Source organism: Streptomyces litmocidini (assembly GCF_014649755.1).
GTDB lineage: Bacteria > Actinomycetota > Actinomycetes > Streptomycetales > Streptomycetaceae > Streptomyces > Streptomyces litmocidini.
Genome location: NZ_BMTQ01000007.1, coordinates 241,986 through 259,357, shown reverse-complemented (window position 1 = coordinate 259,357; position 17,372 = coordinate 241,986). Strand labels below are relative to the sequence as shown.

Sequence of the window (17,372 nt, the reverse complement as noted above, 5' to 3'; positions counted from 1 at the left end):
CGTCGCCTCCCCCTGTGCCCCGGGCGGGCCACCACCGGGACCGACCGGCCCTATCCGGCCCCCCGGCCCGGTGCGAGCGTGGCAGCAGGCCACCACATGACGCGGAAAGGCGGGTGGGCACGATGGAATCGCCTCTGGTGACGGGGGTCGACGGGTCCGACGCCAGTCTCACGGCCCTGGACTGGGCGGTCGACGAAGCCGTACGGCACGGGCTTCCCCTGCGGATCGTCCATGCCTCGCTGTGGGAACGGTACGAAGGAGTCGTGCCGGCCGAGTCCACGGACCGGCCCTCGGCCCAGGTCCTCGCCGAGGACATCGTCGGCACCGCGGCCGAACGCGTCCGGCGCCGCGCACCCGACCTCCCCCTCACCACGGAGGTCCTGGCCGAGGACGCGGCCACCGCGCTGCTCAGGGAGGGGCAGGAAGGAGCGCTCCTCGTCGTCGGATCCCGTGGGCGCGGAGAGTTCGCCGACCTCCTGCTCGGCTCCGTCGGCCTCGTCGTGGCCGCTCGGGCCCACTGCCCGGTCGTCGTCGTGAGGGGGGACCGGCACGCCCTGGAGGCACGCCACGGACGCGTGCTGCTCGGCGTCGGAGAGCACGACGTGGACTCGCCCGCCGTGCGTTTCGCCTTCCGCGAGGCGGCGGCCCGGGACGCGGAGCTCGACGTCGTCCACACCTGGCGACGGCCGGCCCACGAACCGGTCGACCACCCGCTGCTGAGCGGCGACGGAGGGATCCGCCTTGCGGAACGGTCCTCCGGACTGCTCGACAAGGCCCTGGAGGCCGCGGCGTCCGGGCATCCCCGGGTGCGCCTGCGCAGGACCACGATCGAGGGTCCTGCGCACAGGGTGCTGACCGAGCGCTCCGCGGCCGCCGACCTGCTGGTCGTCGGGGCCCGGCGCCGGGACGGGCTCGTCGGTCTGGAGCTCGGCAGGGTCGCTCACCGCGTCCTGCACCACGCCACGTGCCCGGTCGCCGTCGTACCCCAGCGGCATTCCACGAGCACGGAAGGACAGCCGTGATGAACACGAGCGACGACCGGCACGCCCCGCGTGCCACGAGCGACCTCGGCCGCCGCGTCGCGGCCAGGCGCGCACAACTCGGCCTGTCCCGGGAGGACGTGGCCGAACGGGCGGGCTCCACGCCCGGCTACCTCGCCTACGTGGAGGAGCAGATGCCCACCCCGGGGATCGAATTCCTGGTCCGGCTCGCGAACGCGCTGGACACCACCGTCCAGGATCTCACCGGATCCACGGCGGACCTCGCGCCGGGGGGATCCCGTGCCGGTCACCGGGCACGGATGGAGGAGATCGACGAGGCGGAGTGCTGGGAGCTGCTCGACGGCCACGGCGTCGGCCGGGTCGCCGTCGAAGGAGGGGACGGGCTCACGGTGGTCCCCGTGAACTACCAGGTCGTCGACCGGGAGATCGTCTTCATGACCGCCCCGGATTCGTCCCTCGCGCGCAGCGCGGCGTCCGGTGCGGAAGTCGCCTTCGAGGAGGACCGCCTGGACGAGGCCTTCAGCCAGGGCTGGAGCGTGCTCCTCGTCGGCCCGGCACGAACGGTGTCGGACGAGGCCTCGGTACGGAGGATCAGGGACGCCGTCCACTCGGAGCCGTGGGCCGGGGACGGGCGGGACACCGTGGTGACGCTCTCACCACGCCGGGTGACCGGGCGCCGCATCCGCGTGCCGGGCGCGCCCGGCACGCCGCCCGGAACCGCAGGCCAAGGGCCGTCCCGTCGCTGATCCCCGAGACCCGGACGCGTACGCGTCCGGGTCCTGCCCTGCCGGGTGCGCCCCGGCCCCTGAACCGTCCGTGGACCGAGGAGAGGACCCGCACCGCCCGGCCCCTCTCCTCGGTCGCAGCCCCTGGAGCACGTCCGGTGCGCGGCCGACGACGGAGTCGCCGCCGGTCGCTCACGTCAAGGGGACGACGGCGACCGGCGCGGGGCCGTGGTGGATGACCGCGTGGGCGACATGGCCGAGACGCGCGCCGAGGGGGACTCTCCGGCTCCGGCGTCCGACGACGACGAGCCGCGCGTCCCGTGACGCCTCGACCGGTTGGTACGCGGGCGGGCCGAGCCCCACCGCCGTGGCCGTCGCGTCCACGTCCGCGTACCGCTTCCGCCCCGGTCGTGTCCGCTCTGTCCCGCGCGTGGTCCGAACGGGAGAGGACACCCCGCATTTCAGGCCGGTGGTCCAGGCCTCCCGGCAGCAGGGCCGGGCAGGTCTCGATCGGGGCCGAACGGCCCATCCCCGGGAGGGCCGCCACGGTGCCAGCGTGGGAGGCGTCACCCCTCGGGACGTGCTCCCGAGCGCCGGGCGCATCCCGGAGGAGGCACCATGACCAGTGAGATCCCCGCTCGACCGGAACTCGGCAACGTCGTCGTGGGAGTCGACGGGTCTCCCTCCGCGCGCACCGCCGTGCTCTGGGCCGCCGCCGAGGCGGACCGGCGGGGGCGGACCCTGCACCTCGTCCATGCCGACGACACCACCCGTCGGGCCCTCTTCGCCGATGCCGAGGCGATCCAGGCGGTACGCGAAAGGGGCCGCGACCTGCTGATCGAGACCGTGAGCGCGGTCCAGGAGCGCTTTCCCGACCTCGCCGTCACGAAGGAGCTCAGCCGCCAGGAGCCCGTGGCCGGTCTCCGGGCGGCCGCCGGCCGCGCGGGCACGATCGTGGTGGGCAACCGGGGGCTCGGCGGTTTCTCGACCCTCATGCTCGGCTCCGTCGGCCTGGGGGTGGCGGCCCGCGCCGAGACGCCCGCGATCGTCGTCCGCGGTGACGGCGACCGTCCCGGGTCGGGCTCGGTGACGGCGGCCGTGCACGGCGCCTCGGACGTCGGCTGGCTGCTCGTCGCGGCTGCCGAGGCGGAGGCCCGCAAGGCGACGTTGCGACTGGTGAGCGTCTGGAACGTGTTCACCCACATCGGCAGCGTCGCGACCATGCTGGACGACCTGGACGACATCGCGCGGCAGCGCGTGCACGAGATCAAGGCGCTCGCCGACCGCGTGCGCGACTTCTACCCCGGGCTCGACGTCAGCCATCACGTCGAGACGGGCACGAGCACGCCGGGGATCCTGGTGGAGGCGACGGCCCACACCGATCTGCTGGTGATGGGCAGGGAACACCGCGTCCTGGGCGCGGGTCCGTCCCTGGGGCGCGTCGCCCACGTCCTGATCCACCACGCGGACTGCCCGGTGGAGATCGTCCCGCCCGCCTTCGCCACCAGGGTCGAGGAGACATGAACGAGGTGCTGCTCGGAGTCGACCCCCGCGAGCAGCCGGTCCCCGCTCCCGTCCGGGCCGCCGACGAGGCCGTACGAAGCCGACGAGGCCGTACGAAGCCGACGAGGCCGTACGAAGAGGACTGGCGCTCCGTGCTCCACGGCATCGTCACCGACCGGGACATCGTGGTGAAGTGCCTCGCCCAGGGCAAGGACCCCACCACATGACGGCCGGCCTCCTCGCCCGGGGCAAGCCCGTCACGGTCGACGCGGACGCCGACGGCGAGCAGGTGCTCCGCACCACGCAGGACCACCGCATCCGCCGCGTACCCGTGACCGACGACCACCGCCCGGTCGGCGTGATCAGCGAGGCGGACGTGGCGAAGCGCCTGCCGGAGAAAAGGTGGGCCACTTCGTCGAAGAGGTCTGCCGCCGACGGCACCGAAGCCGTGGCGCCATGGGCCGGTCGGCCCGGGTACGGCCCGTTCGGCCCCGTCGGACGGCCCCCTTGGACGCTGCGCCACGTGACCCGGCGGACGGACGATGGGGGCACGGAGCCGGACCGGCTTCGCAACCCGGTCCACCGTCCGTCCGCACCCAGTCGGGCCCACCGCGACCGCCCTGGGCCCCGGAACGAGGAGCAGAACAATGGCCGGAGGCAAGGTGGAACGCAGGCACAGCCTCTTCCCCGACTTCAACGACTGGTTCAACCGGGAGTTTCCGGGGCTGCCCGGCTGGCGACCCGCGACGGCCGCCCACTCCATTCCCGTGGAGGTGTCCAGCGACGCCGGCGGGTACGTGCTGCGGGCCGAACTGCCCGGGATGGACCCGGACGACCTCACCATCACCGTCGACGACAACCTGATCACGGTGAGCGCGGAGCACAGTGAGAGCGAGGAGGACAAGGAGCACTCGGAGTTCCGCTACGGATCGTTCCGCCGGACCGTACGCCTCCCGGCCACGATCCCCGCCGACGACGTCGAGGCGTCGTACGCGGACGGCATCCTCACCATCCGCGTCCCCATGCCCGAGGAGAAGAGCGGCGCCGCACGCAGCATCCCGGTGAAGCGGGGAGGCACCCCGCCCGAAGGATCCACATCGTGAATTCCCCGCGCGTCCTGGTCGCATGCGGCAGCGAGCACGGCGCGACTCCGCCCGGAGGTGCGACATGGACCACCACAAGCGGTCGGACCCGCTGCGCACGCGGCCAGGGCGGGGAGCCGGCGAGCGCGCCGCACTGGTCCTCGTCCTGCTGGTCTCCCTGATCTGCGGGGCTGTCGCCGCCGGGATGCTGTGGAGCGCCGGAGCCAGGGCCGACCATGAACTCGCCGCCCACCGCCACCAGGTGCGGGCGACCACCACCGGACCGGCCAAGAACCCGCCCGTCGCCGTCCGGTACGGATCGACACCGCGGGCGGTCGCGCCCGCCGTCTGGGAACAGCCCGAGCACGTCCGTCGATCCGGCACCGTCCACGTCCCTCCCCGGACGCCCCGGGGCCGCACGGTGACGATCTGGGTGGACGACACCGGTGCCCCCGCCCGTCCACCGGGCAGCACCGTCGACCGCGCGCTGACCTCTCTTTCGGGCGGGAGCGTCGCCGCGGCCTCCGTCGGAGGGATCGTGGCCGGCTCCCTCCTCCTCGTACGACGGCGGACCGAAGCCCGCCGGCTCGCGGTCTGGGAACGGGAGTGGGAACAGGTCGAACCCGTGTGGTCCGGTCGGCTCCGCCGGGGGAGCGCCCCGGGGATCGACGATGACTGACCGCGTCGCCACGGGCCGGGCCGCCACGCCCACCGAGGCGCTGCCCTTCGACCCCAGCGAGCCCCTGCCCCGGCTGCGCCGGGAACTGGCCACCGGGCCGGACGGTCTCTCCGCCCGCGAGGCCGCCCGCCGGCTCGCCGTTCACGGGCCCAACGAGGTACGGCGCAAGGCCCGCTCCTCTTTCGCGCGGGAGCTGGTCGGGCAGCTGGCCCACCCCCTCGCCCTGTTGCTCTGGGCCGCCGCCGCACTGGCCTTCGTCGCGGATCTCGGGGTGCTCGGCTGGGCGATCCTGGCGGTCATCGCCGTCAACGCGGCCTTCGCGCTGCTCCAGGAACGGCAGGCCGAGCGGGCGGTGGAGACCCTCGCCCGTTATCTGCCCGAGCACGCCCTCGCCGTACGCGACGGCCGGCCCCTCACCGTGGAGGCCCGCGACCTGGTGCCGGGCGACGTGATCCTCCTGGAAGAGGGCGACAAGGTCCCGGCCGACGCGCGCGTCACCGAAGGCGGAGTGGAGGTCGACCTGTCGATGCTCACGGGGGAGTCCGTCCCCGCCGAACGCATGGCCGCGGCCGGTCTCCTCGGCGCCCCGTTGCTGGAGGAGCCGAACCTCGTCTTCAGCGGGACGACCTGCGTCGAGGGACAGGCCCGGGCCACCGTGTTCGCCACCGGTGACCACACCGAGATCGGCCGGATCGCCGCCCTCAGCCAACGGACCCGGCGCGAGGCGAGCCCGTTGGAACGGCAGGTCAAGAAGGTCGCCTGGCTCATCGCCGGCGTCGCCACCGGCATGGGGGCCGTGTTCCTGGTCCTGGGGGTGGCCGTCGGCCTGCCGGTCACCGACTCCCTCATGTTCGCCATCGGGCTCCTCGTCGCCAACGTTCCCGAAGGACTGCTTCCGACCATCACGCTGGCCCTCGCCGTCGGCGTCCGCGCGCTGGCCCGCGAGGGCGCCCTGGTGAAACGGCTCAGCGCGGTGGAGACGCTGGGCTCCACGAACGTCGTCTGCACGGACAAGACCGGCACGCTGACCCGCAACCGCATGCGGCTGAGAGCTCTCTGGACCGCGGAGCACGGAGCGGAACCGGGCCCCTGGACGCAGGAGCTGGTGCGGGCGAGCGCGCTGTGCACCACCGTCACCCGCGAGGAGGAGGGCGAGCTGCACGGCGATCCGACCGAGGCGGCCCTCGTCACCGGGGCCGCCGACCACGGGGCCCCGGTGGACCTCACCCGACGCGACGCGGGACGGCGCAGGCTGTTCCGCTTCGATCCGAGGCTGCGGCTGATGTCGGTCGTGCAGGACGACGAGGCGACGGGGCGCCTGCGGATCGTCGCCAAGGGGGCGCCTGAAACGGTCCTGGCCCGCGTCCGTCCCGGCTCCGCCACCGACGCGGCCCGCTCCGCGGCGGAGGAGCTGGCCCAGAGCGGCATGCGGGTCCTCGCCGTCGCCGCGCGCGACCTGCCGTCGGGCGCGGAGCCGCCGTCGCGCCGACAGGACGCCGAATCGGGACTGACGCTGCTCGGTCTCGTCGGGCTCTACGACCCGCCGCGCCCCGAGGTGGCGGAGGCCGTCCGCCGCTGCCACGAGGCCGGGATGCGCGTGCACGTCGTGACGGGGGACAGCGGCGCCACCGCCGCGGCGGTCGCCCGGGAGGTGGGCATCGGAGTGCCCGGCCTGCAGGTGGTCGCGGCTTCCGAGTCGCTGGGCGACGACGAGCTCGACCGGCTCCTCGTGGAAGGCGACGCCGAGGTCGTCTTCGCCCGCTCCTCGCCCGAGACGAAGCTCAAGGTCGCGGACACCCTGCGGGCCCACGGCCGGATCGTCGCCATGACGGGGGACGGCGTCAACGACGCCCCCGCACTGCACCGCGCCCACATCGGGGTGGCCATGGGCCGCTCGGGCACCGACGTGGCCCGCGAGGCCGCCACCATGGTGCTCACCGACGACGACTTCGCCACCATCGTGACCGCCGTCGAATCCGGGCGCCGCGTCTACGACAACGTCCGCAAGTTCATCGTCTACATCTTCGCCCACGCCACCCCGGAGATCGTGCCCTTCCTCGTCTTCGCGCTCTCCGCCGGCGCGGTCCCGCTGCCGCTCACCGTGCTGCAGATCCTCGCCATCGACCTCGGCACCGAGACCCTGCCCGCCCTCGCCCTCGGCCGGGAACGTTCCGAACCCGGCATCATGCGGCGGCCGCCCCGGCCGCCGCACCAGGGCGTGATCTCCCGCGACATGCTCGTCCGCAGCTGGGGCTACCTGGGCCTGGTGTCGGCGGCCCTCGTCATGGCCGGCTTCTTCTTCGTGCTCTGGCGCGCGGGCTGGCAGCCGGGGGACCCCACGGGCACGGGCAGCCCCCTCCACCACGCCTACGTGACGGCCACCACGGCCACCTTCGCCGGCATCGTCACCTGCCAGGTCGGAACCGCCTTCGCCGCCCGCACCGACCACGCCGCACTCCGCGACATCGGGGTGTTCTCGAATCCTCTGCTGCTCGCCGGCATCGCCTTCGAGCTCGTGTTCACCGCAGCCCTCGTCTACGCGCCCCCGCTCCAGCACCTCTTCGGCACGGCCGCCCTGCCCCTGGACGTCGTCCTGCTCATCACGGCCTTCCCGCTCCTGGTGTGGGGCACGGACGAGCTGAGGCGCGCCAGGCGGCGTCGTCGTCAGCGCGTGGCACCCACGGCCGGCTCGTGACCACCCTGGTCGAGACGGAACGGCGGATAGGCGTCCGTCATCAGGCTCGCGTAGGCGGCGACGCGCAGGACCCAGCGGTTCAGACCGACGACCAGGGCGAACAGGTCACGCGGGTACCGGTCGGTGAAGGCCACGGCGAAGCCCGCGATGAGGGTCAGCAGGGTGATCAGGCCGCCGCTCCACCAGCCGGCGCGCATGCCGCCGGTGAAGAAGGCGATCACCAGGTAGTGGGGGACGGCGAGCAGCCACCACTTGACCAGGACCAGCGAGCGGGAGAGCCGCTCCGGATAGGCGATGTCGAGCCGGGCGGGGTAGTCGGGTTCCGGGCCGAGGCTGAAGGGCGGGTAGCGGTCGGTGCCGAGGGCGCCGTACGAGTAGTACGACACGCGCCAGGACCAGCGGAGCACGCCGAGGTTGAAGTCGAACAGGCCGCGCGGGAAGCGTTCGGTGAACAGGACGGCGAAGAAAGCGATCACCGTCACGACGAGGAAGGCGATCCAGAGGAAGAGCAGCACGATCCAGTGGGGGATCACCAGGATCCACTTGACCAGCCACAGCCAGCGGGACAGCCGGCCGTCGAGTTCGGCCGTCACCACCACGGGAGCGTACGACGTGCTCGGGGTGTTCATGATCGTCACTTCCTCGCCAGGTCGTCGTCTTCGTGCCTGAGGCGGTCCACCGCCCCGGCGGACAGGGCGGACGGGCCCAGCCCCGGGGCGCGGGTGACCACGTCTTCGACGGTCTCCCTGAGCGTCGTGCCCGGAACGACACTCACCGCCGTGGGCGCCATCGGATCCGTGACGCCGCGATGCCTCACCGTCCGTCACCTTCCTCCAAGGCCCGCGCCTCGACCCGACGGCGTACGGCCGCCGTCAAGGCCGCCAGCCGCGATGACACCGCAGGCAGGGGCGGCGCCGGGCGCCCGATGCTCCTGGCCTCTTCCGGCAGTGCCGCGACGTCGGCCTCGAAGCGGGCCCGGGCGGCGTCCAAGGTGTCGGGCGGCTTCGTACGCCGACCGTCGCGCATCACGGTCCGCAGCAGCGGCTCCGTGCCCTCGGGCGGCTCGTCGTCCGCGAGGCCGATGACGTCGCGGAGGCCGGGGCCGCGGAAGACCTGCTTCGGGCCGGGGGCCGTCACCTTCGCCGAGGAGAGCTTCATGACGGGCCGCCCGTCGTACTCGACCAGTTTGTACGCCGCGTCCAGGTACGGCGCGTCGGCGGCCGTGCCGACCTTCGTCCCCACGGCGAACACGTCGATCGGCGCCCCCTCGCGTACGAGCCGGTCGACGCCGTACTCGTCCAGACCTCCGCTCGCGACGATCCGCACCTCCCTCAGCCCCGCCTCGTCGAGGACGGCGCGGGCCCGGCGGGCCAGCGCGCCCAGATCGCCGCTGTCGAGCCGGATCGCGCACCCCGGGCCCAGCCCGAGGCCCTCGAGGACGCGCGCCGCCGTCACGACACCACGGTCGGTGTCGTAGGTGTCGACCAGGAGGGTCACCGGGCCGGGGTGGGTGCGGGCGAAGGCCCGGAACGCCCGCTCCTCGGAGGCGAACGTCTCGATGTACGAGTGGGCCATCGTGCCGACGGCGGGGATGTCGTACCGGTGGGCGGCGGCGATGTTGCTGGTACCGGCGAAACCGACGAGCGCGCAGAGGCGTGCCGCCTGCATGCCCGCCTCGGGTCCGTGCGTGCGGCGCAGGGAGAAGTCCACCAGGGGTCGCCCGGCGGCGGCCAGCACGCACCGGGCCGCCTTGGACGCCACGGCCGTCTGGTGACAGAGGAAGGACAGCAGGCAGGTCTCCACGAGCTGGGCCTGGGGCAGCGGCGCGGTGACCTCCAGGAGCGGTTCGCCCGCGAACACGAGACGTCCTTCGGGCACGGCCCGGACCTGCCCCTCGAAGAACAGGCCGTGCAGCGGTTCGAGGTCCTCGACCGGCCGCCGTAGCGCCTCGGCGAACTCTTCGACGTCCGGGTGGCCCACCCGGAAGCGGGAGAGGCGGTCGAGGGCGGGTTCGAGCCCTGCGGCGACGAGGAATCCGCGGCCCGGCGGCAGGTCACGGACGAAGAGGCTGAAGGTGGCCGGGGCCCGCATGTCCTCCCGCAGGTACGAGAGCGCCATCGTGACCTCGTACAGGTCGGTGGCCGTCACCTCGGACACGGCTACGTCCGGCCCTCGGCGGTGAGCTCGCACCGTACGTCCACCACGCCCTCGACAGCGCGGGCGAGGCGGGCTGCGAGCGGGATGAGCGCGCTGTCGCGGACCTCGCCGGACAGCGTCACGACTCCGGCGTCGACACGGACCCCGACCCGGTGGTGAGAGAGCGGGAACAGGTGCTCGACGACATCACGGCGCACTTCGGCGGCGAGGTCCTCGTCCGGGCGGAGGAAGACCTTGAGGAGGTCGGACCGGCTCACGATCCCCTGGATCACGCCGTCCTCGGTGACGACGGGCAGTCGCTTCACGCGATGGGCGGCCATGAGGCGTGCGGCCCGGGGCAGGGACGCACCAGGAGCGACGGTGACGGCGGGCGAGGTCATCAGGTCCCCGGCTCGGCGAGAACCCGCCTTGGCCGTGGCGTCGAGACGCCGCATCTGTTCCACGAGACCGAGGCGGTGGTCGTGGAACTCCTCCTTCAGGAGCAGATCGGCCTCGGAGACCACGCCGACGACACGGCCCTCGCCCTCGACGACCGGTACGGCGGTCACCTTCCACCGCTCCATGACGGCGGCGATCTCCTTGAACTCCGCGCCGGGCTGGACGGCGACGACCTTCTTGGTCATCACGTCGGCCACGGTGAACGGCTGGGTGGCCATGACTCTGTCTCCTCATCGGGCGTGGGCCGGGGGTTCCGCGCCGAGACGCGGCACGAGGCCGTCCAGCAGGCGGTCGCGGGCCTCGGGAGCGAGTTCGTTCGACGGCGTCCTCGTGGGGGTCATGAGGTCCTCCGGCCCTTTCCCCCACACTCGCCCGGGGCTGCTGTCGCCCGGGAGGGCCGCGCAGGCCACACCCGAGGGGCCGATGGGCCCCGGTCGGCGGACCGGGACGGCCTCCCCGGAACGGGGGACCACGGCCGTCCGGCCCGGTTCGCGGTCGACGCCGGGCGGTGCGGGCGCTGGTGAGGATCGGCCCCCGGAAGCCCCGCCGGACGAGGCGGGGCGGACAGCCGCAGTGGTCCGGGTGGGCACGGGCGACGACCACGGCGTCGACGTCCGCGGCGTCACGGGCCAAGCGTTCCCGGTTGCGGCGCCGCAGGGTCGCGAAACCCTGGAAGAGACCGCAGCCGAGGAGGATCCGCGCATGGTCGCTCTCGACCAGGAACGTGCTTCCGGTGACCGTTCCCACGCCGCCCGGGAAACCGAGCGGTGCGGGCCGCGGAACGGCGGGAGCGGCGTTCGGGGCCGCCTCGGACACGGTCGGCCTCCTTCGGAGTGGACCGGTCTTCACTTTCCCGTCCGGGCCGGACCGTCCGGAGGGTCCGAGCGGGCCCGTCCCGGGGGCCGAACGGCTCATGTGCCGGAGGAGGGCTCCGTGGAGCCTGGTGGACGGGGACCGCAGCGACGCGCGACAGGAAGCAGGTGGGCGCCATGAAAGCAGCCGTCTTCCAGGGCCCGGGCCGGATCGCCTGGCAGGACGTACCCGACCCGGGGATCGAGGACCCCGGTGACGCGATCGTGCGGGTCGACGTCGTCACGATCTGTGGCACGGACCTGCACATCCTCAAGGGGGACATACCGGAGGTGACGCCGGGCCGGGTGCTCGGCCACGAGGCGGTGGGCACCGTGGTCGAGACCGGACGGGACGTCCGCACGGTGCGGCCGGGGGACCGCGTCCTGATCTCCTGCATCTCCGCCTGCGGCAGGTGCCGGTTCTGCCGGGAGGGCCGTTACGGACAGTGCCGCGGCGGAGGCGGCTGGATCCTGGGCCACCTCATCGACGGCACCCAGGCCGAGTACGTCCGCGTGCCCTTCGCCGACCTGTCCGTCCATCCGCTGCCGGACTCGATCGGGGGTTCCGACGCGGTCCTGCTCGCCGACATCTTCCCCACGTCCTACGAGGTCGGGGTCCTGAACGGTGCCGTGCGCCCCGCCGACACGGTGGTCGTCGTCGGAGCGGGGCCCATCGGTCTCGCCGCCGTCGCCACCGCCGGCTTCTACAGCCCGGGCCGGATCGTCGCCGTCGACCTGGCCGAGTCGCGGCTGGCCGCCGCCCGTGCCCTCGGCGCGGACGCCACCGTGAACGCGGACGAAGGCCCCGAACAGCTGGTCGCGGATCTCACCGAGGGCCTGGGCGCCGACGTCGTCATGGAGGCCGTCGGCGTTCCGGAGGCGTTCGAGATGTGCACACGGATGGTCCGGCCGGGCGGCCGGGTCGCCAACATCGGAGTCCACGGCAAGCCGGCGTCCCTCCACCTCGAAGACCTGTGGATCAAGGACGTCACGATCACCACCGGCCTCGTGGACACCTCGTCCACCCCCATGCTGCTGCGCATGATGGCCGCCGGGCGGCTGCCGTCGGCGGAGCTGGTCACCCACCGGTTCGAGCTGGGGCGGATGGAGGAGGCGTACGAGGTCTTCGGCCGTGCCGCGGAGACCGGGGCGATCAAGGTGGCGCTGGGCGGTCCGCAGCACACGGTCGTGAGCGTCCCCGGCGCGCCGGTGGCCGGATGAACGGCCGGGGCCCGGGCTCCCGGCCGCCGGCCGGTGTCGTCCTGGACACCGACGGGGTCCTGCTCGACTCCGCCGTCGTGCACGCGGCGGCGTGGAAGACCGCGTTCGACGCCTGCCTCGACCGGTGGGCGTCCGACAGCGGGACACAGCCGCCCTTCGACGCGGACGGCGAGTACCGCCGCCTCGTCGACGGCCGGTCCCGGTACGACGGCGCCGCGGCCCTCCTCACCGCCCGCGGCCTGCACCTCCCACCGGGAGACCCCCACGACGCGCCCGGCTGCGGCACGGTCTGGGCCGTCGCCGCGCTCAAGGAACGGGAGTTCGTGGATCTCCTCCGCACGGAAGGCGTCACGGCCTTCGCCGACGCCCGCCCGGCTCTCGCGGCCCTGCACGCGGCGGACGTGCCGTGCGCCGCGGTGTCCGCGTCCCGGCACGCCCGGGCGCTGATCGGGGCCGCGGGACTCGCCGGTCTCCTCACGGTGACCGTGGACGGCGAGGACGCCGCCCGGCTCCGCCTTCCCGGCAAGCCGGATCCCGCGCTCTTCCTACGGGCGGCGGACCTCCTCGGCAGCAGCCCGCGGGAGACCGCGGTCGTCGAGGACGCGATCGCCGGAATCGAGGCGGCGCGTCGCGGCGGTTTCGGTCTCGTCGCCGGAGTCGACCGCACCCCGCTGCGCCGCACCACGGCCCTCCTGCGGGAGCAGGGCGCCGACCTGGTGGTCCCCGACCTCACGACGCTGGTCCGGAGCGTGTGGGGCGAGGGCGGATGAACACCCCCTGGACGTGGGGGTACGACTGTTACGACGCGGGCCGCGAGCCGCTGGTCGAAGCGCTCTGCACGCTCGGCAACGGCCGGTTCGCCACCCGGGGCTCCGCTCCCGAGTGCCCCGCCGGAGGTCCCCATTACCCGGGGACCTACCTGGCCGGCTGCTACGACCGGCTCGCCTCGGTCGTCGCCGGCGAGCGGGTCGAGAACGAGGACCTCGTCAACCTCCCGAACTGGACGCTCCTGCGCTACCGCTGCCTGCCGGACGACGGGCCGGCCGGCGAATGGCTGACGCCCGACGCCGGGGAACTGCGCCATCACGACGTCCGGCTCGACCTGCGCGCGGGCACGCTCACCCGGCACCTGTTCTTCGAGGACGCCCGCGGGCGGGGCCTGCGCGTCAGCCACCTCCGCCTCGTGCACATGGGGGACTCCGGGCTCGCGGCCCAGCGCACCCTGTTCCGCGCATACGGCTGGAGCGGTTCCGTCGAGGTGCGGTCCGTCCTCGACGGGACCGTCACCAACGCCGGAGTGGAGCGCTACCGGCACCTCGACGGACGTCATCTCACGGACCACCGGACCGGATTCGAGCCCGACGGCGTCGCCTGGCTCTCCTGCCGCACCGTCGACCCGGGCGTCGGGATCGCCCTGGCCGTGCGCACGGTCACCCGCCCCGCGCGGCCCGCGCGGGAGACGGCCACCAGGACCGGCACCGCGCAGACGTACCACCTGCCGGTCGGCCCCGGCCGCTCGGCGACGGTCGTGAAGACCCTGGCCCTGCACACCTCGATGGACCGGCCCGCCGCCGACCCGCTCTCGGCAGCCACCGACGCGATCGCTCGTGCCCCTGCCTTCCCCCGGCTCCTCTCCGGCCACAAGGCGGCGTGGCAACGCGTCTGGGAACAGGGAGAGCTGCACGTGCCGGGAGAGGCGGGCCGCATCCTGCGACTGCACGTGTTCCACCTGCTGCAGACCCTTTCGCCGCACACGGCGGACCTCGACGTGGGCGTTCCCGCACGTGGTCTGCACGGCGAGGCGTACCGGGGGCACGTCTTCTGGGACGAGCTCTTCGTCCTGCCCTACCTCGCCCTCCATTTTCCCGAGGTGGCCCGGGCGCTGCTCATGTACCGGCACCGCCGGCTTCCGGCCGCCCGCGAGGCCGCCCGCCTCGCGGGCGGCCGGGGAGCCATGTACCCCTGGCAGAGCGCGAGTTCGGGACGGGAGGAGACCCAGTCCCTGCACCTCAACCCGCGTTCGGGCCGCTGGCTTGCCGACCACTCGCGGCTCCAGCGCCACGTGGGCTCGGCCGTCGCGTACAACGTCTGGCGGTACGCGCAGGCCACCGGCGACCGCGGATTCCTCCACTCCGCCGGGGCGGAGATCCTCCTCGAGGTCGCCCGGTACTGGGCCGGGGCCGCCGCCTTCGATCCGGGGACCGGCCGCTACCGCATCCGCGGGGTCGTGGGACCCGACGAGTACCACGACGCCTATCCCGGCGCCTCGACGCCCGGCATCGACGACAACGCCTACACCAACGCCACCGCCGCGTGGGTGCTCGCCCGAGGACTCGACCTGCTCGGCGAACTGCCCGAGGCCCGTCGCTCGGAACTCTCGGAACAACTGGCTCTCGACGAAGGCGAACTCGACCGCTGGGAGGAGGTCTCCCGACGCCTGTACGTGCCGTTCCACCAGGGGGTGGTGAGCCAGTTCGAAGGCTACGGGGACCTGGCGGAGCTCGACTGGGAGGCGTATCGGGCCAGGTACGGCGACATCCGCCGCCTCGACCGGATCCTGGAGGCGGAGGGCGACACGGTCAACCGCTACCAGGCGTCGAAGCAGGCCGACACCCTCATGCTCGGCTACCTCTTCCGGCCCGAGGAGCTTCACGGCCTGTTCGGCCGGCTCGGGTACGCGCTGGACGACGAGACGTGGCGTGCGACCGTCGCGTACCACCTGCGGCGCACCAGCCACGGCTCGACGCTCAGCAGCCTCGTCCACGGGTGGTTGCTCGCCCGGCAGATGGGTGCCGACGCCTGGCGGTACTGCGAGGAGGCCCTGCTCGCCGACGTGGCCGACGTCCAGGGAGGGACGACCGGCGAGGGCATCCACCTCGGCGCGATGGCCGGCACGGTCGACCTCGTCGAACGCGGGATCACCGGCCTGGAAACGGGCCCGGAGGGCCTTCGGGTGGCCCCGGTGCCGCTGGCGGAGATCCCCAGGTTCGCCTTCACCCTGTGCGTCGGCCGCCACCGAGGAGTGCGCCTGCGGATGCTTCCCGGGCGGCTGGCCGTCCGGGTGCCCGCCTCGCCCGCGGGCCCGCTCGCCGTCCTCCTCCCCGGCGACCGGAGGGTCACTGTCGCGCCCGGCCAGGAGCGGTGGTTCCGGCTGTGAGGAGCGGCTCCGTCCGTGAGGAGCGGTTCAGCCGAAGGCGAGCACCTCGGAGACCGGCCGGCGCGGAGTGGCGCGGCCCCGGGGACCGTAGCCCAAGCGGAAGAGCATGTGGACGAATCCGGCCGTCGAGCCGGGATCGCGTGCGGCGGAACGGAGCTCGGGCCATTCCAGCGGCTGGGACATGACGGAGGTGGCAAGGCCGTCCAGGGTGGCCTGCAGCAGGACCCGGTGCATGGCCTGACCGGCCTTCAGCCATTCCTCCGGGGTGTCGTCGACCGTGCCGAGCAGCGCGATCTGCGGCCTCCTCTCGAAGCGCGCCGAGGCACGGCCGGGCACCTGGCGGGGGGCGCCGAAGTCCCTGACGGGGGAGGACACGTCGTACTGCCTCGGGCCGAAGGCGTACGAGGGGATGCCCTCGGTGTCGGGGCCCTCCCCGGCCGCACCCGTACGCGTCCAGGCGGCGATCTCCGCGCGCACGGCCTCGTCCGCCGCCTCGAACAGCTCGGAGGCGTGGACGAGGTCCATGACGGTGTCGGTGTGCCAGGCCCCCGGTACGACCAGTCGGCAGCCTTCGAGGAGGGCCGCGGCGCGGAGTCCGTCGGTCACCTCCGGCGGGATCAGCTCCTCGGTGAAGGGGAAGCGGCTGGTGTGCCGTTGCGACAGGGCGTCGTGGAGCACGCCCAGATCGCTGTCGGCGTCGTCCGGGCCGTCGAACCGTACGTCGGCGAGGTGCCAGGGATCGCCGGGAGAGGGCAGCAGCCGGACCACGGGACGCAGGCCCCGGTGCACGGCGGCGACGCGCAGGCCGAACAGGGCGGCGCCGCAGCCGAGATGGAGGGCCCGGTGGTCCGGGTCCTCGCGCGGCATGCCGCGCAGTGGATCCCCGTGCAGTTCGACGGTTCCGGGGCCCGTCCTGTGGACGAACCTCCAGGGCTGTGCGTTGTGCATGGAAGGAGCCGTGACGGCGTCTTCGACCAGCGACGTCACGAGTGATCGGGTCAGAGCGGTGGTGGACACGGTTCGTCCTGTCTGCGGTGGGTCACCAGGAGATGTCGTGGGGAGTCCGGGCGGGGGAAGCGGGTCGTGTGTCGTCCTCGGTGAAGGACAGCCGGTCCACGACGGCGACGACGCCGTCGACGCGCTCGGCGAGCCCGACGAGCATCCGCGCCCGGCTCCGCTCCCGGACGCGGCCCCCCAGCGTCACCACGCCGTCGAGGACGTGCACGTCCACCGCGTACCCGGGCAGGTCCATGGCGTCCGAGAGGACGTCCTCACGGATGTGGCGCCGTATCTCCGCGTCCGGGCGGAGGTAGACGCCGAGCAGATCGCGACGGGTCACGATGCCGACCAGCCGTTCCTCCTCGTCGACGACGGGGAGGCGCTCGACTCCGCGTCGCACCATCAGCCGTGCCGCGTCCGCCACCGTCTCCTCGGCGTGCACGGTGACGGCCGGTGTGGTCATGAGGTCCCGCACGGCCCGCTCGTGGCGGGCCAGGAGGTCGCTCTCGGAGACGACTCCGACGACGTGCTCGTCGTCGTCCACGACGGGAAGCCCGCTGATCTCGTGCTCGGCGAGCGTCTTCGCCACCTCCCTGAACGACATCGCGGGGACGGCGGAGACCACGTCGTCGGTCATCAGACCGCCGACCTTCATGTGCTTCATCGCCGCGCCTCCTGTCCGAGGGTGGGGACGGTGGTCCCCGCAGCACCACCCTCCGACGCGCGCGCGGGCGTCTGCGAGGGCCGAACGGTCCCCCTTCGGGACCGAACGGGCTCGTCCTGCAGGGCCCGTGCCCCGCCCGGCCGGGGGCGGGGACCTTCGGTCCCGTCATCGCCCCCGGCGGCCCACCGGCCGCCCGGGGC

General features: G+C 73.6%; 17 protein-coding genes and 1 pseudogene. 11 read left to right on the top strand and 7 right to left on the bottom strand.

The genetic code is table 11. The features are described from left to right. Positions 1 to 122: 122 nt before the first annotated feature. Together IE180_RS18075 and IE180_RS18070 are read left to right on the top strand one after the other, a co-directional pair. Positions 123 to 1,022 (top strand): universal stress protein, encoded by a 900-nt coding sequence (locus tag IE180_RS18075; protein ID WP_190157910.1) that lies wholly within the window; start codon positions 123 to 125, stop codon positions 1,020 to 1,022. Next, positions 1,022 to 1,747, top strand: coding sequence for a helix-turn-helix domain-containing protein (locus IE180_RS18070; protein WP_190157909.1), 726 nt, complete (start codon positions 1,022 to 1,024; stop codon positions 1,745 to 1,747). Before IE180_RS18075 ends, IE180_RS18070 begins: the two co-directional genes overlap by 1 nt. 171 nt (positions 1,748 to 1,918) lie before the next feature. Here the strand turns inward: IE180_RS18070 and IE180_RS36485 are convergent, their stop codons facing one another. Next, complete coding sequence (locus IE180_RS36485) at positions 1,919 to 2,110, bottom strand: universal stress protein (protein ID WP_373302793.1); 192 nt, start codon at positions 2,108 to 2,110, stop codon at positions 1,919 to 1,921. A 234-nt stretch (positions 2,111 to 2,344) separates the two neighbouring features. Between IE180_RS36485 and IE180_RS18060 the strand changes: the two genes are divergently transcribed. The 6 genes and pseudogenes from IE180_RS18060 to IE180_RS18040 all read left to right on the top strand — a co-directional run bounded on the left by IE180_RS18060 (position 2,345) and on the right by IE180_RS18040 (position 7,685). Continuing rightward, positions 2,345 to 3,250 (top strand): universal stress protein, encoded by a 906-nt coding sequence (locus IE180_RS18060; protein WP_190157907.1) that lies wholly within the window; start codon positions 2,345 to 2,347, stop codon positions 3,248 to 3,250. Next, complete coding sequence (locus tag IE180_RS36480) at positions 3,247 to 3,456, top strand: hypothetical protein (RefSeq protein WP_229860566.1); 210 nt, start codon at positions 3,247 to 3,249, stop codon at positions 3,454 to 3,456. Before IE180_RS18060 ends, IE180_RS36480 begins: the two co-directional genes overlap by 4 nt. Next, positions 3,453 to 3,563: pseudogene (locus IE180_RS36475) on the top strand (CBS domain-containing protein); the annotation flags it as partial. The gene IE180_RS36480 and the pseudogene IE180_RS36475, both read left to right, overlap by 4 nt. Positions 3,564 to 3,876: 313 nt before the next feature. Then, a complete protein-coding gene (locus IE180_RS18050; protein WP_190157906.1) occupies positions 3,877 to 4,332 on the top strand; it encodes an Hsp20/alpha crystallin family protein in 456 nt (151 codons plus the stop codon). Positions 4,333 to 4,396: 64 nt separating this feature from the next. Continuing rightward, complete coding sequence (locus tag IE180_RS18045; RefSeq protein ID WP_190157905.1) at positions 4,397 to 4,990, top strand: Rv1733c family protein; 594 nt, start codon at positions 4,397 to 4,399, stop codon at positions 4,988 to 4,990. Next, on the top strand, positions 4,983 to 7,685 hold the full coding sequence (locus tag IE180_RS18040) for a cation-translocating P-type ATPase (protein ID WP_190157904.1): 2,703 nt from the start codon (positions 4,983 to 4,985) through the stop codon (positions 7,683 to 7,685). The genes IE180_RS18045 and IE180_RS18040 overlap by 8 nt, the downstream gene beginning before the upstream one ends. Here IE180_RS18040 and IE180_RS18035 read toward each other — a convergent pair. From IE180_RS18035 to IE180_RS18020, 4 genes are read right to left on the bottom strand one after another with little or no spacing between them, the layout of a single operon-like run. Further along, positions 7,655 to 8,314: a DUF4389 domain-containing protein gene (locus IE180_RS18035; protein WP_190157903.1), complete on the bottom strand. Its 660-nt coding sequence runs from the start codon at positions 8,312 to 8,314 to the stop codon at positions 7,655 to 7,657. The genes IE180_RS18040 and IE180_RS18035 overlap by 31 nt on opposite strands. 5 nt (positions 8,315 to 8,319) lie before the next feature. Beyond that, positions 8,320 to 8,460, bottom strand: coding sequence for a hypothetical protein (locus IE180_RS18030; protein ID WP_190157902.1), 141 nt, complete (start codon positions 8,458 to 8,460; stop codon positions 8,320 to 8,322). A gap of 38 nt (positions 8,461 to 8,498) precedes the next feature. Then, positions 8,499 to 9,842, bottom strand: coding sequence for a nicotinate phosphoribosyltransferase (locus IE180_RS18025; protein ID WP_190157901.1), 1,344 nt, complete (start codon positions 9,840 to 9,842; stop codon positions 8,499 to 8,501). A 2-nt stretch (positions 9,843 to 9,844) separates the two neighbouring features. Further along, entirely contained in the window at positions 9,845 to 10,498 is a 654-nt protein-coding gene (locus tag IE180_RS18020; RefSeq protein WP_190157900.1) for a CBS domain-containing protein, read from the bottom strand. Positions 10,499 to 11,269: 771 nt separating this feature from the next. Between IE180_RS18020 and IE180_RS18015 the strand changes: the two genes are divergently transcribed. From IE180_RS18015 to IE180_RS18005, 3 genes are read left to right on the top strand one after another with little or no spacing between them, the layout of a single operon-like run. After that, positions 11,270 to 12,352, top strand: coding sequence for an alcohol dehydrogenase catalytic domain-containing protein (locus IE180_RS18015; protein ID WP_190157899.1), 1,083 nt, complete (start codon positions 11,270 to 11,272; stop codon positions 12,350 to 12,352). Next, entirely contained in the window at positions 12,349 to 13,122 is a 774-nt protein-coding gene (locus IE180_RS18010) for an HAD family hydrolase (RefSeq protein WP_190157898.1), read from the top strand. Before IE180_RS18015 ends, IE180_RS18010 begins: the two co-directional genes overlap by 4 nt. Beyond that, positions 13,119 to 15,509: a glycoside hydrolase family 65 protein gene (locus IE180_RS18005; RefSeq protein WP_190157897.1), complete on the top strand. Its 2,391-nt coding sequence runs from the start codon at positions 13,119 to 13,121 to the stop codon at positions 15,507 to 15,509. The genes IE180_RS18010 and IE180_RS18005 overlap by 4 nt, the downstream gene beginning before the upstream one ends. A gap of 27 nt (positions 15,510 to 15,536) precedes the next feature. On the opposite strand, the gene IE180_RS18000 is transcribed toward IE180_RS18005, so the two are convergent. Beyond that, positions 15,537 to 16,526: an Acg family FMN-binding oxidoreductase gene (locus tag IE180_RS18000; RefSeq protein ID WP_229860564.1), complete on the bottom strand. Its 990-nt coding sequence runs from the start codon at positions 16,524 to 16,526 to the stop codon at positions 15,537 to 15,539. A gap of 22 nt (positions 16,527 to 16,548) precedes the next feature. After that, positions 16,549 to 17,172 carry a CBS domain-containing protein gene (locus tag IE180_RS17995; protein WP_190157896.1) on the bottom strand — a complete coding sequence of 208 codons (624 nt, stop codon included), beginning with the start codon at positions 17,170 to 17,172 and terminating at the stop codon, positions 16,549 to 16,551. Positions 17,173 to 17,372: the final 200 nt, after the last annotated feature.

Excerpts from the sequence above, each read along its gene's own strand:
- IE180_RS18075 (WP_190157910.1), top strand. The coding sequence starts at position 123 with ATGGAATCGCCTCTGGTGACGGGGGTCGACGGGTCCGACGCCAGTCTC.
- IE180_RS18070 (WP_190157909.1), top strand. The coding sequence starts at position 1,022 with ATGAACACGAGCGACGACCGGCACGCCCCGCGTGCCACGAGCGACCTC.
- IE180_RS18060 (WP_190157907.1), top strand. The coding sequence starts at position 2,345 with ATGACCAGTGAGATCCCCGCTCGACCGGAACTCGGCAACGTCGTCGTG.
- IE180_RS36480 (WP_229860566.1), top strand. The coding sequence starts at position 3,247 with ATGAACGAGGTGCTGCTCGGAGTCGACCCCCGCGAGCAGCCGGTCCCC.
- IE180_RS18050 (WP_190157906.1), top strand. The coding sequence starts at position 3,877 with ATGGCCGGAGGCAAGGTGGAACGCAGGCACAGCCTCTTCCCCGACTTC.
- IE180_RS18045 (WP_190157905.1), top strand. The coding sequence starts at position 4,397 with ATGGACCACCACAAGCGGTCGGACCCGCTGCGCACGCGGCCAGGGCGG.
- IE180_RS18040 (WP_190157904.1), top strand. The coding sequence starts at position 4,983 with ATGACTGACCGCGTCGCCACGGGCCGGGCCGCCACGCCCACCGAGGCG.
- IE180_RS18035 (WP_190157903.1), bottom strand. The coding sequence starts at position 8,314 with ATGAACACCCCGAGCACGTCGTACGCTCCCGTGGTGGTGACGGCCGAA.
- IE180_RS18020 (WP_190157900.1), bottom strand. The coding sequence starts at position 10,498 with ATGGCCACCCAGCCGTTCACCGTGGCCGACGTGATGACCAAGAAGGTC.
- IE180_RS18015 (WP_190157899.1), top strand. The coding sequence starts at position 11,270 with ATGAAAGCAGCCGTCTTCCAGGGCCCGGGCCGGATCGCCTGGCAGGAC.
- IE180_RS18010 (WP_190157898.1), top strand. The coding sequence starts at position 12,349 with ATGAACGGCCGGGGCCCGGGCTCCCGGCCGCCGGCCGGTGTCGTCCTG.
- IE180_RS18005 (WP_190157897.1), top strand. The coding sequence starts at position 13,119 with ATGAACACCCCCTGGACGTGGGGGTACGACTGTTACGACGCGGGCCGC.
- IE180_RS17995 (WP_190157896.1), bottom strand. The coding sequence starts at position 17,172 with ATGAAGCACATGAAGGTCGGCGGTCTGATGACCGACGACGTGGTCTCC.